At 66.5% G+C, this 15,865-nt stretch carries 14 protein-coding genes; 4 read left to right on the top strand and 10 right to left on the bottom strand.

All coding sequences use genetic code 11. The features are described from left to right. Positions 1–160: 160 nt before the first annotated feature. Together AU197_RS26705 and AU197_RS20855 are read right to left on the bottom strand one after the other, a co-directional pair. The gene (locus AU197_RS26705) at positions 161–2,734 is read right to left on the bottom strand and encodes a PE-PPE domain-containing protein (protein WP_064404992.1); all 2,574 of its coding nucleotides are present in this window, start codon (positions 2,732–2,734) and stop codon (positions 161–163) included. 293 nt (positions 2,735–3,027) lie between these two features. Beyond that, complete coding sequence (locus AU197_RS20855; RefSeq protein WP_064404991.1) at positions 3,028–3,696, bottom strand: VldE C-terminal domain-containing protein; 669 nt, start codon at positions 3,694–3,696, stop codon at positions 3,028–3,030. Between the two features lie 88 nt (positions 3,697–3,784). On the opposite strand from AU197_RS20855, the gene AU197_RS20850 reads away from it, so the two are divergent. Further along, positions 3,785–4,555, top strand: coding sequence for an SDR family NAD(P)-dependent oxidoreductase (locus AU197_RS20850; protein ID WP_064404989.1), 771 nt, complete (start codon positions 3,785–3,787; stop codon positions 4,553–4,555). Between the two features lie 6 nt (positions 4,556–4,561). Here AU197_RS20850 and AU197_RS20845 read toward each other — a convergent pair whose 3' ends face one another. From AU197_RS20845 to AU197_RS20825, 5 genes are read right to left on the bottom strand one after another with little or no spacing between them, the layout of a single operon-like run. Beyond that, positions 4,562–4,969: an ATP-binding protein gene (locus AU197_RS20845; RefSeq protein WP_156431511.1), complete on the bottom strand. Its 408-nt coding sequence runs from the start codon at positions 4,967–4,969 to the stop codon at positions 4,562–4,564. A gap of 9 nt (positions 4,970–4,978) precedes the next feature. Continuing rightward, complete coding sequence (locus AU197_RS20840) at positions 4,979–5,311, bottom strand: STAS domain-containing protein (RefSeq protein WP_064404987.1); 333 nt, start codon at positions 5,309–5,311, stop codon at positions 4,979–4,981. Next, positions 5,308–7,248, bottom strand: coding sequence for a glycosyltransferase (locus tag AU197_RS20835; RefSeq protein ID WP_197415613.1), 1,941 nt, complete (start codon positions 7,246–7,248; stop codon positions 5,308–5,310). Before AU197_RS20835 ends, AU197_RS20840 begins: the two co-directional genes overlap by 4 nt. A gap of 26 nt (positions 7,249–7,274) precedes the next feature. Continuing rightward, positions 7,275–8,513 (bottom strand): PP2C family protein-serine/threonine phosphatase, encoded by a 1,239-nt coding sequence (locus tag AU197_RS20830; protein WP_064404983.1) that lies wholly within the window; start codon positions 8,511–8,513, stop codon positions 7,275–7,277. Continuing rightward, entirely contained in the window at positions 8,510–9,406 is an 897-nt protein-coding gene (locus AU197_RS20825) for a glycoside hydrolase family 26 protein (RefSeq protein ID WP_064404981.1), read from the bottom strand. Before AU197_RS20825 ends, AU197_RS20830 begins: the two co-directional genes overlap by 4 nt. A gap of 198 nt (positions 9,407–9,604) precedes the next feature. Between AU197_RS20825 and AU197_RS20820 the strand changes: the two genes are divergently transcribed. Beyond that, complete coding sequence (locus tag AU197_RS20820; RefSeq protein WP_064404980.1) at positions 9,605–10,810, top strand: DUF7159 family protein; 1,206 nt, start codon at positions 9,605–9,607, stop codon at positions 10,808–10,810. Between the two features lie 2 nt (positions 10,811–10,812). Here the strand turns inward: AU197_RS20820 and AU197_RS20815 are convergent, their stop codons facing one another. Together AU197_RS20815 and AU197_RS20810 are read right to left on the bottom strand one after the other, a co-directional pair. After that, positions 10,813–11,256 carry a cupin domain-containing protein gene (locus AU197_RS20815; protein WP_064404978.1) on the bottom strand — a complete coding sequence of 148 codons (444 nt, stop codon included), beginning with the start codon at positions 11,254–11,256 and terminating at the stop codon, positions 10,813–10,815. Between the two features lie 25 nt (positions 11,257–11,281). Continuing rightward, a complete protein-coding gene (locus AU197_RS20810; protein ID WP_064404976.1) occupies positions 11,282–12,997 on the bottom strand; it encodes an Hsp70 family protein in 1,716 nt (571 codons plus the stop codon). Between the two features lie 111 nt (positions 12,998–13,108). Between AU197_RS20810 and AU197_RS20805 the strand changes: the two genes are divergently transcribed. Then, a complete protein-coding gene (locus tag AU197_RS20805) occupies positions 13,109–14,614 on the top strand; it encodes an FAD-dependent oxidoreductase (RefSeq protein ID WP_064404975.1) in 1,506 nt (501 codons plus the stop codon). Here the strand turns inward: AU197_RS20805 and AU197_RS20800 are convergent. Next, on the bottom strand, positions 14,598–15,359 hold the full coding sequence (locus tag AU197_RS20800) for a DUF3159 domain-containing protein (RefSeq protein ID WP_156434499.1): 762 nt from the start codon (positions 15,357–15,359) through the stop codon (positions 14,598–14,600). The genes AU197_RS20805 and AU197_RS20800 overlap by 17 nt on opposite strands. Before the next feature lie 46 nt (positions 15,360–15,405). Between AU197_RS20800 and AU197_RS20795 the strand changes: the two genes are divergently transcribed. After that, entirely contained in the window at positions 15,406–15,864 is a 459-nt protein-coding gene (locus tag AU197_RS20795) for a nuclear transport factor 2 family protein (protein WP_064405105.1), read from the top strand. The last annotated feature ends 1 nt before the right edge of the window (position 15,865 follow it).

The following is a 15,865-nucleotide window of genomic DNA, read 5'->3' as shown; positions in this document are numbered from 1 at the left end:
TGCGGCGCCGGGGGTGTCCAACGTGCAACCTGCCCCGGCCGACACTCAACAGCAAGACGGCGGACATCACTGAGGCTTGCGCCGCTCGTCACGACGCCGGGCCCGCGAGACGACAGCCCCGGGCCATCCGGCACCGGGGCTGCCTGAGGGCAGAGGGGCCTTAGTCGTCGCCCCCTCCGTCGCTCTTGTTGTCGCTGTCGTTGCCGCCGTTCTCGTCGCCTGCCTTGGTGACGTCCGAGGCAGCGGCCTTGTCAGCGTTCGCGGCGCTCGATCCCGGCACCCTGGCCACGGTTCCGGGCTCGACCTTGTTGGCGCCGCCGTCCCCATTGTCCTTGCTGATGCCGCGGTAGCGCGCATCCGGAGTCGCCTTGTTGGCGCCACCGTCGGCGTCGGTCCTGCTGCTGGCGCCGCTTCCATCGGTGCCGTCGCTTTCGCCGGAGCGAGCGCCGACGCGATCGAGATTCTCCACCGCCGACCGCACTCCGCCGACGGCATCGTTGACCCCATCCCGCACGGTGGCCAGCCCTTGGCCGACCTCCCGCTGCCGCTCGCCCAGGTCGGCCTGGCTCGGCCTCGGCATGTCGGGTGTTTGGCGCTCAACCTCCGAGGCCACGCTCGAGACCTGTTCTCCGAATTGGGAACTGACGATCTTCAAGATCGACCCGGGCGCCGCCAGCATTGTGTTGAGTTGAGCCCGCTGCTCGGTCGTCAGCCCGATCTGGGCCCGCTCGACCAGTCGCGTCACCGCGCGCGTCAACACATCGGTCATCTCGTCGCCAACCCCTGCACCCAGTAGACGAATGGAATCGCCTGGCAGCAGGGCCATCTGGGCCGGCGTCAGGGTCGGCGTGCCGAACAACGTCGGCTCACCGAACTTGTCCAGCGAACGGCTGTACGTCCCATCCGCATTACGGACGACGTCGGAATACCCGATGTTCACCAACATCTTGAGAACCGGCTCGAGCGCGTCCGCCAGCGGCGTGTTGACGTCTTCGCCGGTCGCCAGGCCGATGGCGGCCGAAGCCAATCGGGGCAGCGCCAACAACGGCAACTGATCCACCGGCAGCGTGTAGTAGATCGTGCCGTCCGGGCCGACATATCCACCCGCGCCGAGGTTTCCGAAGTCGACACCGGTCAACAGATTGGTCAGGAGCACAGCCGACGCGACCGAGTTCGCCCATGCGATGGGGTTGGCGGTCGCCGGAGCGTCGGAGAGCAGATCGTACTGCCAACCGACATCGGCCTTGACCGTCACGATGATCGGTTCGCCGTCCACCGAGTCGATCACGGTCTGCAGGTTGCCGAGTTCGTCGAACGTGATGTCGCCGGCGTTCCCCGTGAGCAGCTTGGTGATCAGGTCCGGGTCAAAGCCTTCGGGCAGCACGTCCTGGCGGTCGGGGGTCACCGGGTTGACCCCCGTGAGCTCTTCGTACATCGGCGCGAAGCGCGAGTAGAGACCACCGTTCGCACGGCCCGGATTTCTCACGAGCAGCAGCGACAAAAGGGTCACGTCGATCACGCCGCCCTCCTGCACCGTCTCCCAGCCCACGGGCGGCGCATCGGGGAATTCGAGGTCACCGGGTAGCGGGATCTCGAGCGGATTGTTCGTGGTGTCCGTCCGCGTCACCGTGACCTTGCCGTCGCCGAAGGTGAGGCGGATTTTGCGCGGACCGGTCTCGGGATCGCCGACAGCGAAGGGGTGGTAGCCCTCGTGGGTGTTGCCGTTGGCGCTGTCGATGAAGGCTTGATACGCCTGACCCGCCGCGATCGCCCCGTCGCCGTAGGCGATCAGGTTGACGTTGGTGAGGTACGCGGTCCAGTTCAGCACGGGCGCAAGAGCGCTGAGATCGCCGCTCTCGACAGCGTGCGCCAGATAGGCGAGCTGTCCCACCGTCGGCAAGGCGGCGACGTCGTCAGGCGACGCGACCCATTTACCCGAGGTGGTCGTGGTCCAGTAGCCGTCTTCCGTCCAACCGAATTCCGGTACCTCCGTGGTGAATTCGATGGTCTGGGGAATGTCGGTCACCGCGGCCAGTGCCGCGGCCAAGCCGGCGCTGTGCCCTGCAGCGGCGGCAGCGGCCGCAACGGTGGGGTTCTTGGCGGCGGCCTGCGCAGCCGCGACGGCGGCCTTACCCGCCTCGACGGCTGCCTCACCCTTGGCGAAGGCGTCCGCAGCCGTCTTGATCGGCCCCGAGGGATTCTTCGGATTGCAGAAGACCTTGCAGTACTTCTGGACGTACTCGTTGTACTTCTGCGAGTACACCCGGTTGTACGTCGTGTTGTACGCCGCGGTGGAAGCGTCCTCCGAGGCCTTGGCGATGTACGCCGCGCGGGCGACCTCGTAGCCGCCGTCGTAGGCGAGGTTGTACGCCTCGCCATAGAGGGGGTTGGGTTCGTTGACCGATACCGTGTGTGAGCCGGTCTGGCCCCACTCACCCGGCGTGTAGTACTGCTCCTGGCCCGGGTCCGTCGGATCCAGCGGATTGACCGGCGTGTACCACTTCACCCACACCGGCTTCAGCTGCACAGGACCCAGACCCCACGCCACCAGCGGATTGCGGTCCTTCGCCGCGATGATCGCGTTGTTGATCGCGACCGGGTCATTCGGCAGCCGGGATCCCTCGCCGATGGGCAACCAGTCCGGAACGCCCACGAAGTAGGTCTGCGACGACGCTGCGTTAGCCAGTGAGGGCGTCAAGATCATCGCCAAAGACGTCGTCGCGATGGCACCCATCAACGTCAGCTTTTTGCCGCCCCCACGGTTGAGTCGGCGCCTCCGGGCCCGAGCACCCTCTGGTTTCGCGCTGCAACTGCGCATGCGTATCCCACCCCTGAAAATAACTGTGCTTACTTACGGATGGAAATATTAACCGCGCAATGGCCGAGGCCGGCAGGAGCTGACCCGGCCAGACACCTCGGATGTGTTTGCTGGCGAAAATTTGCGTGCGCGTAGCTGGCGATTCTCAGCAAACTGTCAGATTGGTCACACCTGCTGGGGTACGCGGCGTCGCATCCCGCGACGGCAACTCAGCGCAGGTAGGTCTCTTCGCCGGTCGGATAACCGCCGCCATGCGTCGTGATGTGCACATGGTCGTAATGGCCGTAGCCGCCTCGTTGAGCGCCGTCCGGCGTGTAGTACACGCCGCGCCAGATCGCATCCTGCAGGCCGAATCGTTTCGCGTTGCGCAGCACGTAGGAGACGATCTCGTCACCGAGCGCAATTCCCTCTGCGCTGCCGTGGTTGGGGATCATCACGTCGAGCGCCAAGCCGTTGGGATGCCACCTCAACGAATCCGGCCGCACCCCGCCGATGTTGCTGATCTCGGGGAAGGCCTCGCTGATCGCGCGCGACGCCAGGATCGTCTTCACCTGAAGGCCGCGCTCGGGGGCGATGCCGACCGGGAGTGCGCGGTCGACGGTGCGGTAGCGGGCCGCCGCGACCATGGCGTCGGGCGTCACACCGAGGCTGACATGGCCGATGGACGCCGCGGGCGCTGTCGCGGGGGCCGCAACGACCTCCAAACAGCACGGTTGCGCGTCTGCGACCTCTTCGACGACGGGTTTGCTCTCGGGGGCCGGACGGGCCTGAAGGTGAACGTCGCCTCCGACCGCGAAGAAGACCGCGGCCGGGCCGAGCACCGCAGCCACGCCCAACGGTGACGTGCGCCGCTTCTTGGCTACGGAGTGCCGACCCACGCAGGGTTGTATATCAAATCGTTACATTCGCCGCAATCCAGGACGATCCGCTGAGACGGTGCTCGACCAGGGTGGATCATCTCCAGACGTGGCGGGATTGCTCGAAGACAAGGTCATCATCGTCGCCGGCCTCGGCGGCATCGGCAACGGGCTGGCGCGCAGGTTCGCCGACGAGGGAGCCCGTCTGGTGATCGGCGATATCGACGCTGAGCTGGTGAAACGGGTCACCGACGAGCTGGACCCCGCGGGCGAGCGGATCCGCGGAAGCTACCTCGACGGCTCCGATGAGCAGTCCGTCATCTCGACGGTCGCGCAGGCCGTGGACACCTTCGGTCGCCTCGACGGTATGCATGTGAACTTCACCAATGCCGCGGACGCCTACCTGCCCGGCGGGGTCGTGGAGCTTGCACTCGAAGCCTTCGACGAAGTGATGCGCGTCAACACCCGCGGTTTCGTCATCTGCGCCAAGCACGCCATCCCTGCGATGGTCGAGGGCGGCGGCGGTTCGATCGTCTTCACCGCTTCCATCGACGCCTACAACGGCGCGGGCACCCGAGTGTCGTACGCGATGAGCAAAGCGGCCGAGTTGGCCCTGATGCGGCATATCGCCCGCCGATACGGACCGAAGGGCATCCGATGCAACGCGATCGCGCCCGGCTTGATCTGGCACTACAAGTTCGATCAACAACCGATGCCCGACGGCGTCGTCGAGCAGGCCCGCGCGCGGCAGATGATCAAATCCCGGTTCGGGGCACCCAACGACGTCGCGGCGTTGGCCGCCCTGCTGCTCTCCGACGACGGCAGCTTCATCACCGCACAGACGATCAGCGTCGACGGCGGAGTCACGTTCCGGCCCTGACCCCGGTCAGTGCAGACGCGACACCAACGTCCAACGGTTTCCGGTCTCCTCGCGCCGATAGGACAGCTCGTCGAGCACCCTCAGCGTGATGGCCAGCCCCCGGCCGCTTTCCGCGAGTTCATCGGGCAGCTCCACCTGGCTGAGGTCGACGGGGGACGGTCCGCCGTCGTCGATGAGGGTCGCGATCACTTCGGTCGGCGAAACCGTGACCTCCATTCGCAACCGCACCGACTGGCCGCCCCCTGCATGCTCGATGATATTGGCGCCGATCTCTCCGACCGCCAGATCCATCGACATCCGGGTCCCATCGGGAATGTCATGCCTCTGCCACACCTCGTCCAATGTTTCCTGCAGGGCTGCAAGGGTTTCGGGTCCAGTGGCCATTTCGACGACGGCGGCGGGATTCTGCATCATCGGTCGCTTCTAGTCGAATGCGGCGTCGGCGGTGGGATGTGCGCGCAGCACTCGGTCCAGGTTCGTCAGCGACAACACGGTCTCCACCTGCGTGGTGGGCGCCGCGATTCTCAGATCCCCTCCGGCCTGCCTCGCAAGCTTGAGTCCGGAGATCAGCGCCCCGAGACCCGACGAGTCGATGAACTCCGTTGCCGACAGATCCACGACCAGCCGGGTGTTGCCGCCCTCGATGAGGCCGTGTAGTTCCTTACGCAGCGCCGGCGCCGCCACCATGTTCAGCCGCCCCTCGGGCTTGACCACCACTGCACCCGAAGATGTTGTACGCCTAGTCGATCCGGTCACTTCTCACCTTCCGCTTCATGGCCGCGATACCGCACCGCCTGGAACACCACGCTCAGGATGATCAGGTCGAAGAGCACCCAGAATAGATTCACTCCGACGCCCAGCACCGAGATTGCGCCGAAATACAGTTGGACGATCCCGATGACCGAGGCGACCACCAGCAGCACCATGGCGGCGATCTGCCATTTCACCAATCCCCACGGGATGGCGCCCGCGCCCTGCCGCGTCTTGGGTGTCACCGCAAAGCCGAGGGGCCGGTCGAAGTAGACATTTCGAAATGCCGTGATACACGCCTTGATCCACACCGGGAACAGCGCAAGGCTGTACTGCTGGCCACGCCAGGTGGGCGTGCCTCTACTGACGACGATGAAGAGGAGCTGGTTGAGGATCAGGAACGGAATCAACCGCCCGAAGAAGTCCCAGCTGTATGCCTGCACCGGCATCACGTTGAAGATCAGGAAGATCGCCGGGGCGGCGATGTAGGCCAACGCCGCGAAACCGGCCAGGTAGCTCCACATCGTCGCGAAGTACATCAGGCGCTGTCCGATGCTCAGCCCCTTGACGAACAGTGGGTTCTCCTTGAGCATCACCTGAATCGTGCCCTGCGCCCAACGCAGCCGCTGCGTGAGCATGGTTCGCACGTCGTCGGGCGCCAGCCCCTTGGCCAGGATCTCGTGGTGGTAGGCCGACTTCCACCCGAGCGCGTGCATGCGCATGCAGGTGGCCATGTCCTCGGTCACGGAGATGGTGGCCATCGGCAGCATCGGCTGGGCCTCGTCGTCCCTCCCGACGTCGACCGCGCGGATCATGGTGCGGATCGACTCCAGCGCCCCCAACGGTGACCAGTCCCGTCCGGCCAGCGATTCCAGCGCCTCGTCATCGAAGATGACTGCGGTGTCGAGTTGTTCCCCCTGCCCACTCAACGCGGCGATGGCATCGAGGTCGGCGCGCATGGCGCTGACATCGGCGTCAACCAAGCTCTTTGTCGCCGCGTCGACGCGTTGCTGGAACAGGTAGGTGATGTCGGCCAGCGGTTGCTTGTTCTTGAGCGCGGCACGGGACTCGTGCACGGCGTCCTCGACGCTCGTCAGGGCGGCCAGCACGTCCGGTTGGTCCCTGCCGATCCTGCGCTTGGCCTGCTTGAGGATCTTTCGGGAGGTGTAGAGCGCGCGTTTGATGCCGTCTTCGACCGCGCGGACATAGCCCGTCACGCCGAGTTGCATCAGCGCGTCGCGGCGCAGCACCGCGTTGGAACCGCAGAAGTAGGCGGCGTTCCAGCCGTCCTTGCCTTGCTGGATGGGACCGTAGAACAGTGGCGCCTGGCTGCCCAGCGGGTCGGAGAACGGGACGTTGACGAAGTATTGCGGCGTCTGCACCAACGCCATCTTCTCGTCGCGGAAGTACCCCAGTGTGCGGTCGAGGATCTCCGGCTCCGGCACCTGGTCCGCATCCAGGATCAGGATGAACTCGCCTTCGGTCTCCAGCAGTGCGTTGTTGAGGTTGCCCGCCTTGGCGTGACGCGGCTTGTCCAGCCAATGCGAAGATCGGACGAGGTAGCCGATCCCCCGCTCGGCAGCCGCCTCCGCCAGTTCATCCCGCTCCCCGTCGTCGAGAATGTAGGTCTGGTGCGGGAATCGAATGCGTTGCGCGGCTTCGGCTGTCGCGATCACCATGTCGATGGGCTCGTTGTAAGTCGTGATGAACACGTCGACCGTCGCATCCTCACGAGGCGGCGGCGGCGGGGGTCGACGACGCAGCCGCCACATCGTCATACCGAACAACAGCGAGTCGATCAGGCTGTAGGTCTCGGCCATCACCAGCGGTACGGCGATCCACCAGGCCGACCAATTCGTCGAGGCAAGCCACCGCCAGACAACGTAATTGATGCCCAGCACGGCGGTCACCACGATCAACAGCCGCAACCACGGAGACGGCATGGTCCCTTCGGGCGGAAGTTGATGTTTCACAGGTCGTCCCGGCGGACCGCTATCAACGTCACGTCGTCCAGTGGCGGCTTGCTGGTGGTCAAAGCGCTTACCCCCGCACAAAGGTCACCCGGGTTGGCGTGTTCGGCAACGTAATTCAGTATGTCCTGCTCCACGGCGCTGCGGCCGAGCAGGTCCAGCGACCCGTCGGATGCGACGACGAGCATGTCTCCCGGATTCAAGACGGTCTCCTGAGTCTTCCAGGTGTCGTTGGGCACGACGCCCATCGGCAGTCCACCCGTGGGCAGGCGTTCGACGGTGCCCGCCCGCCTCAACACCGCGGCGATTCCGTGGCCCGCGTCGACGTATTGCAACCGCCCGGTCGTGGTGTCCAGCCGGCTGTGAAATATCGTCACGAAAGTGTCTGTGCGGCTGAAGTCCTCGGCCAGTTGACTGGCGACCGAGTTGATTGCCGCCGACAGGTCGGCATCGTGTGCGACCTGGTCGACGGCGCGCGACGCGCCCCTCAGCGCCGACCGGACGCTGGCGGTCAGCAACGCCGCCCCCAATCCCTTGCCCATCACGTCGGCGACGGTGAACACCGCGCCGCGCTGCACGGGGTAGTAATCGTAGAAGTCGCCGCCGACCGCGAAGGCGGGCGAACACATCGCACAGACGGAATACCCCGGGAGGTCGCCGATCTCCGGCGGCAGCAGCAGCCGCTGAATGGCGGCCGCACGTTCCAGGTCATCGGACCGTTCGAGTTCATGCTGTGCCCACACGGCCAGCGCACGGAACACCTCGCGCTGCCGGGCGTCGAGTGAACGCGGTTTCAGGTCGTAGATACAGAAGGTGCCGACCGCGTGGCCGCCGGGACCGAACAGCGGATAACCGGCGTAGAACCGGATTCCGTCCTCGGCCGCGATCGCGGGCAGCGCCGCGAATTCCGGCGCGGCAGTCAGATCGTCGACGATCAGGGCCGGCTCCGACGGTTTGTCATAGGTCCGCGCGATGGTGGCCCGACACACCGAGGTCTCGCGAGGTCCGCTGATCTCCAGGCCCTCGCCCACCGCCTGCTTGCACCATTGCCGGTCGCGGTCGATGAAGTTGATGTATGCCCTCGGCACCTCGAAGATCAGTTGCGCCATCCGGATGATCCGATCGAACCGCTCTTCGGCCGGGGTGTCGAGAATGTCCAGTTGCGCCAGGGAGTGCAGCCGCTGCTCCTCCACCTCGGCCGGGAGCGCGAAGGGGTCATGCGCCACGTCCGATGTCATGACACCAACCGCAGATCCCGCATCGCCCCGGCCATCGCGGCCGCGGACTGCGGCGTGCTCTCGATCCGCCAATCGGTCTCCTTGTCATGGTCGAACCACACGAATCCGATCACATCGCGCTGCTGCCATAGGAATTCCATGAAGTTCTCGATCCATTCGGATTTGCAACCGCCGGACTCGGCGCAACCCACCTCCGCAATCAGGATGGGCTTGCCCGCGGCGATCGCCCTGAGCTCGTCGAGGGCCGCTCCGAAGAGTTGCTCGGGATCAACCCAGCTGGTGGACGGCAGGCTGGTGCCCCAGTTGTATCCGTCGACGCCCAACACATCGACGTATTCGTCGCCCGGATACCAGTCGGCCAAGTTTCCCGCGGAGGGCACGGTGGGCGCCCAGATCCATTCCACGTTCGCGACATGTCTCTCGGTGAAGATGTCGCGCACATGCCGCCACGCGTCGACGTACGCCGACGGCGGAGTGCCGCATGCGGGCGTCCAGGGGTACCAGTCGCCGTTGAACTCGTGCGCGAACCGGATGAAGGTGCGCTTCCCCCATTCGCCGATCTCATCGGCCCAGCGGTAGATGTAGTCGTCGAGGGCCCCGGCGCGTAGCGACTCCATGACCGCCGGCGACCGATCGTCGGTCCAGCACCATGGCTCCCACGAGACGATGGGATCGGCGCCGCTGTACGCCGCCACGGCCATCGCGGGCACCGGGGGTAGAGCAAAGAAATCCTCGAACGCCATCACCAGCTCGGGCCGGTGTCCGACCGCATCGGCCACCGCTTGTAGCTCGCGCCCCGCCGTGAACCCGCCCGGCGTGCTCACCCCGAAGCGCAGGCACGAGGTGCGCACCCGAGATCGCGGGTCCGAAGTCGTCTCGGCCGGCGGGTCCACGTATTGCTCCCCCTCACACACATCGGTGACGCAAATGTTTCCCCCGCGCGCCATCGTCGCAAACTCCACATCGTGCCACCGCCACAATCGTCGGATACGTGGCCCCGCCGCAATCGTTGGGTGCCGCGGCTGAGTGGGTACCGAGTCAGGCGAGAGGTAACCTCAAGGCCTGATTCACCGCAAGAACGGGGACACGATATGGACCTCGTGCTCGGCCTGTCGATGACGTCCAGCACGGTTCGGTGGGTGCTCGTCGAGGGCACCACCGGCGAGGGCGCCACTGTCGACCGCGGATCGTTGGACTTCGACTCGGATGTCGACCCTGACGATCTGCTCAATGTGGTGCTCGCCGACGTCGTCGACGGCCCGATCCACGCCATCGGCGTCACCTGGACCAGCGAAGCCGAAGCCGTGGCGTCCGGTGTGCTGGACGCCCTGACCGCCCGCGGTCACGGCAACGCGATCGCGATCTCCGAGCTCGAAGCGGGCGATGTGCTGGCGGCGGGCATCGCCGAGATCGCCGACTACGAGGACGTCGCGGTGTGCATCGTGGAACCCGACGCCGCGGTGGTCGCGATGGTCAACGGCGAGGCCGTGACCGTCGACCGCATCGCCCGGCCGCTTGACGGCGCGGACGTCGTCGAGTTGCCCAGCAGCGTGATCGCCATGCTCGAGCTCAACCATTGGCGACCGGAGGCCATCTTCGTGGTCGGGTCGGCCCGCGATCTCGAGCTCATCACCTCCACACTCGGCGACGTGACGGACTCCCCCGTGTTCTCCGCCGCCGAAGCGGACTTGGCGTTGGCTCGCGGAGCGGCGCTGGCCTCGGCACGTGCGGTCAACGGGCTGGACGCCGCGATGCCGAAGGGGCCGTCGAGGATCGGGGCGCTGGCGTCGGTTCTCGTCGCCGCGGTGGTCACCTTCGTCGTGTCGACCTCGACGGCGGTCGGCCTGAGCCTCACGGGCGAAGACACATCCACGCGCCAGGAGACGCGCGCCGCCGACAAGGCAGCTGAGGCCGTCGCGGAAGAGGCGCCGCGGCCCGACGAGAACGAGATCCACAGCAAGAAGGCCGCTACGACCCCGGCCGAGGCCAGGCCGGTCGTCGCACAGACCATCGCGGTGGCAGCCCCGCCGCCGCCCGCCGCTCCCCCGGTCGAACCGGTCTACCAACCACCGGCTTACGTACCGCCCGCACCGGCGTACACCGCACCGGAACCCGTCTACACGCCGCCGGCCCCCGTCGACACCGCCCCGGCGTACACGCCGCCCGCACCGGTTTACGCGCCACCGCCGGCACCTGCTTATGTACCGCCTCCGCAGCCACGGCTACGCGACAGAATCATCGAGCGGATCCCGATCATCAACCGCTTCCACGAACCGGACTACTCGTACGGGCGTTAGCCCTACGGGCAGGCGGCCGGCGCGTCGTCCCGCACCGCGCGGTCGGCAGGCAACGTGTAGGTAACCGTCGCCTCTGCGTGCTCAAAGCCCTTGTTGGACACCACATGTGGGACGCCGGCAGGCACGAATATGGCCTGCCCGGCACCGAATACCGCAGGCATGCAGCCACCGGCTGTCTGCAGACTCACCTCGCCGCCGTTGATCACCGAGTGCTCCGGACCGGGGTGGGTGTGCCAACCACTGCTGGACTCGGGGGCGAGCACGAGGTTCTGTATGTAGAGGGTGGTCGGTTGGCCCACGGCGACTATCGCAATGGGTGCATCTGTCGTGCCCTTCGCCACGTCGGTGCGCTCGATGTCGCCCTCGGCGGGGGTGGCGGCCGCCGACGGCGCTGTCACCGCCGCCGTGATCGCCAGGGCCGCCGCGACGGAAAGTAACCGGTTCATCGCCGCATTATCTCCACAGGTGGATCTACGGTGCCGGCTGGTAAGGGTTCTGCGGCACCTGAATCGGTATCGGAACCGGCACGAACGGCACGGTCAGATAAGTGGTCGTCATCGGCGTGGTGGTCGTCGTCGTGGTCGTCGTGGTCGTCGGCGTCGTGGTGGTTGTAGTCGTCGTCGTCGTTGTGGTTGTGGTCGTCGGTTGTGTCGTCGTGACGACCGTCGTGGTCGGTGGAGGTGGCGGCGCTTCGGTGGTCACCGGCGGAGGGGGCGGAGCATCGGTCAGCGTGACGGTCTCGACCGGCGGCGGCGGCGTCTCGGGTGCGACCGGTTCGGGCGCCGGCGCCGACGGCGGCGGCACCGGTGCGGTCCGCGGTGCCTCGGTCACGCCGGTGTTGCCGCTCGCGCTGGTCAGGGCGATCGCCACTCCGCCCACTGCGACCACTGCGATCGCGGCCGCCACGCCCATCACCAGCCCCGGTAGCCGCTGCCAGATCCGGGGTTCGTCGATCGGTCCCGTCGTCGGGCCCACGTACTGCACGGGCGGCGGGCGCATCGGCCCGGAGTCATACGGCGTTTCATAGGGCCCTGCGCCGGTGTACGGCACGGGCTCGTCCGCCGCATCGTCCTGCGACCAGGCCAGCGCGCGAAAGGTCGACGATCCCGGCGGCTCGGCCTCCGTCGGGGACACCGGCGCCAAACCCGTCGGGGCGTCCGCGGGAACCACGGGCGCCAAGCCGGTCCGCGCTTCGGCGGCCGAGGTGTACGCGCCGATCAGCGCCGCGCCCTTCGCGGCGTCCAACCCTGGCCGCGCGGTGGCGAACACCGGTATGCCGCAGTGCTCGGCCAGCCGCCGTGGAATCAGCGGCATGCCGGCGCCACCGCCGACGGCAACGAGTGCGACGATGTCTTTCCAGCCAATTCTGTTGCGCTGCAACGTGTCATCAATCGCCGCCAGGACACCGTCCAGTGGTGCCGCGACCAGAGCCTCGAGTTCCTCTCGCGTCACCCGGACCACCGAGTGATGATGCGGCAACCGCACCTCGACATCGGTGGCTTCGTGCGTCGACAACCGTTCCTTGGCGTCGCGGCAGTCTTCTCGCAGACGCGACAGTGATCCCACGGCTGCCGTGCTCGTGGGGTCGTCGCCTCCCGAACCCGCGAGCCCGGCGAGGACGTGGCTGAGCAGGGCTTGGTCCACGTAGTCACCGGAGAACTCCGCATGACGAGTCGTCTCGTCGATGGGCTCGAAGGCGTCGCCTGCATCCGCCAGCGTGATGCCGGTTGCACCGCCACCGAAGTCCACCAGCGCCACCACACCCTGTGCCGGGAGGCCGAGCTCGCTCTGCAGCGCGGTCAGCGAGGCCTTCCCATCCGAAACGAGTCGGGTGATCGTGCCATCGGCGCCGAAAATGGGATGACCACGCAGGGCGCTGCGCAGCGTCCGCAGAGTGGCCGGCCCCCAGTGCGCCGGGACGGCGACCGAGATATCGGATGACGCCGGCCCGCCAGCTTCGACGAGATCTGCGAGCGCGGCGACCAACAGTCGGTCGGCCGAGTGTGACGACCCGTCCGCGGCGACCAGTGGCACATCGTCGCCCACCCGCTCGACGAAGCCGGACATCACAGTGCCGTCCGGCACGGTGTATACCGGACGACGGAGCACGGGCTGATCGGCTCGATTGTCGATGCGTACCGCGACCAAGTTCGTCGTCCCGATCGACAACCCCAATGGGTCGCTCATAACGGACCACACGATAGTCCTCCGACCACCGGGAACCGGTCAGACACTCCGGTGCGAACCCCGTTCGGCCGCCACGGTTTTGGCGTGCGCCAAACGGGTACCTGCAATGCCATGACATCTCTTTGGCTGGCAAACCGCGTCGAGCGGCCGACACCGCCCGACCCGCTGGTCGAAGCGGACCGGTCGGCCGACGTCGTCGTGGTCGGCGCCGGAATCACCGGCCTCATCACCGCGGTGCTGTTGGCGCGCGCCGGCAAGGACGTACTGGTGCTCGAAGCGCAGCGAGTCGGGGCCGGCGCCACCGGCAACACCACCGCCAAGATCAGCCTGCTGCAGAGCACCAAACTGTCGAAGATCGTCTCCAAACACGGCCCCGGGACCGCCAGGCAGTACGTCGAGGGTAACCGCGAGGGCCTGGAGTGGCTGGTTGCGCACTGTGAGGCGCACGGGTTGTCGGTACAACGCGAGGACGCGTTCACCTACGCCCAATCCGAAAAGGGGGTCTCCTCGGTACGCCAGGAGCTGGAGGCGTGTGAGGCCGCGGGGTTGGACGTCGACTGGGTCGACGACGCCGATGTGCCGTTCCCGTTCCACGGCGCCGTGCGGCTGGCCGACCAGGCACAGTTCGACCCGATGCCGCTGCTCGACAGCTTGGTGGTCGAGCTCGACGAACGGGGCGGGCGGCTGGCGCAAGGTGTTCGGGTGCAGAAGGTTTCGAACGAGGGTGACAAATTGGCCCTCGGTGTGCGCACCGCCGCCGGTGACGAATTCGACGTGCACGCCAAGCAATGCGTCCTCGCGACGGGCATCCCGATCCTGGATCGCGGCGGCTTCTTCGCCCGCCTCAAACCGCAACGCTCTTACTGCATGGCCTACAAAGTCCCCGGAAACATCACAAGGGGCATGTACATTTCGGCCGACTCGCCGACCAGGTCGCTGCGTTACGCGCCGACGCCCGACGGTGATCGGCTGATCGCCGGTGGCGCGGGACATCCCGTCGGCCATGAGAAGAGTCCGGCGTCGTCGGTTCAGGAACTCGACCAGTGGACGAAGCTGCACTTCCCCGGGGCGATGCAGACCCACTACTGGTCCGCACAGGACTACTCACCCATCGACGAATTGCCCTATGTGGGGCCGATTCTGCCCGGCAACGACAAGATCTTCGTGGCAACGGGTTTCGACAAGTGGGGCATGACCAACGGCACCGCTGCCGCGCTGGCGCTCTCGAGTCGCATCCTCGGCGGCCGGATGGACTGGGCCCAGGCCTTCGACAGCTGGAGCCCGCACGAGTTGTCGGGCATCCCCAAGGCGATGCAGACCAACGCGCAGGTGGCGCTCTACCTGACGCGCGGATGGATTACGCCGGTCACCCGCATCCTCAACCGCACTCCCGAGGAGGGCGGTGTGGTCAGTGGCCCGCCGTGGGACCTGGAGGCGCGCAGCGTGGTCGACGGCCGCGAGTATCGCGTCTCGCCGGTCTGTCCGCACCTGGGCGGCATCGTCAACTGGAATGACGCCGATGAGTCGTGGGAGTGCCCGCTGCACGGGTCCCGCTTTGCTCCGGACGGAACCCTTCTCGAGGGTCCGGCGACGCGCAATCTCACTGCGGCGCAGTAGATATCGGCTTCTCCGGCAGGAACTTTCGGACGGCAGCCGATCCGACGATGCCGACCGCGATCAGGGTGATCGCGACGGTGTCGGACGTCGAATCCGACACCCAGCCGACGATACCGGTGACGGTGAGGAACGGCGGAAGCCAGTCGATGGCACCCGACCACGAGTCCGACTCCCCCGTCGCGTAATCGGGATAGAACTCGGTGAACGACGCGGCGAACACGAGGGCGCCGATCGGGATGATCCACGCGGTCCAGAAGTTGTCGTTGTCACGCAGAATCGCATCGCCGATACCACCCGAGATGGCCGATACCACGAACGCGGCGGCCCATGCCCCGGTGATCGCGAAGTTGATGCGCCGAAACGGTGGGCTGTCCCAGTGCTCGCGCGGCGTGGTGTCCTTCGCGTAGGCCATCGTGAACGGGCGGCGCACGATCAGGGTGCCGACGGCGAACACGGCCAGCACGATGTTGCTGAGCTCGCCCGCCCAAAGCTGTAGCCAGTCGATCACCCGATCCGGCGCGAGCAACCCGACCACGGCAAGGACGCCGAAGTAGGCGATCGTCAGCACCTCGAGGGCATGAACGGGCACGCTGCGGCGGGTGCCGACCCACAGCGTCAACAACGCAAGACCGAGTGCCGCCGAGGCGGCTTCCTCGAACCGGCCGGGACCCGCGACGATCGCCATGAGGACCCACGGCGCAAGCCCCGCGAACGGAGACTTCACATAGGCGTCGACGAATTTCATGTCCGGAATGTACGCGCTGCGGCGGTGCTGTGTTGCAATGTCGGGCATGGGCGACATCGACGAAATCCAACAAGTGAAGTTCCGCTACCTGCGCGCGCTCGACACCAAGCACTGGGATGAGTTCGCCGACACCCTCACCGAGGACGTGGTGGGCAAGTACGGCGAGTCGATCGGCGAAGAGCACCACTTCACCAACCGCGACGATCTGGTCAAGTTCATGCGGGACTCGCTCGGCCCCGAGGTCATCACCGAACACCGCGTCACCCACCCTGAGATCACCGTCGACGGTGACGAAGCGACGGGCACGTGGTACCTGCAGGATCGGGTGATCGCGCCGGACTTCAACTTCATGCTGATCGGCGCGGGCTTCTATCACGACCGATACCGGCGGACGAGCGACGGATGGCGGATCAGCGAAACCGGTTACGACCGCACGTATGACGCGTCGATGTCGCTCGAGGCACTGAACTTCAAGGTGAAACCCGGTCGTGCGCTGAACATCTGAG

The organism is Mycobacterium sp. IS-1590, assembly GCF_001500025.1.
Classification (GTDB): domain Bacteria; phylum Actinomycetota; class Actinomycetes; order Mycobacteriales; family Mycobacteriaceae; genus Mycobacterium.
This window is presented reverse-complemented; position numbering and strand designations above follow the sequence as displayed.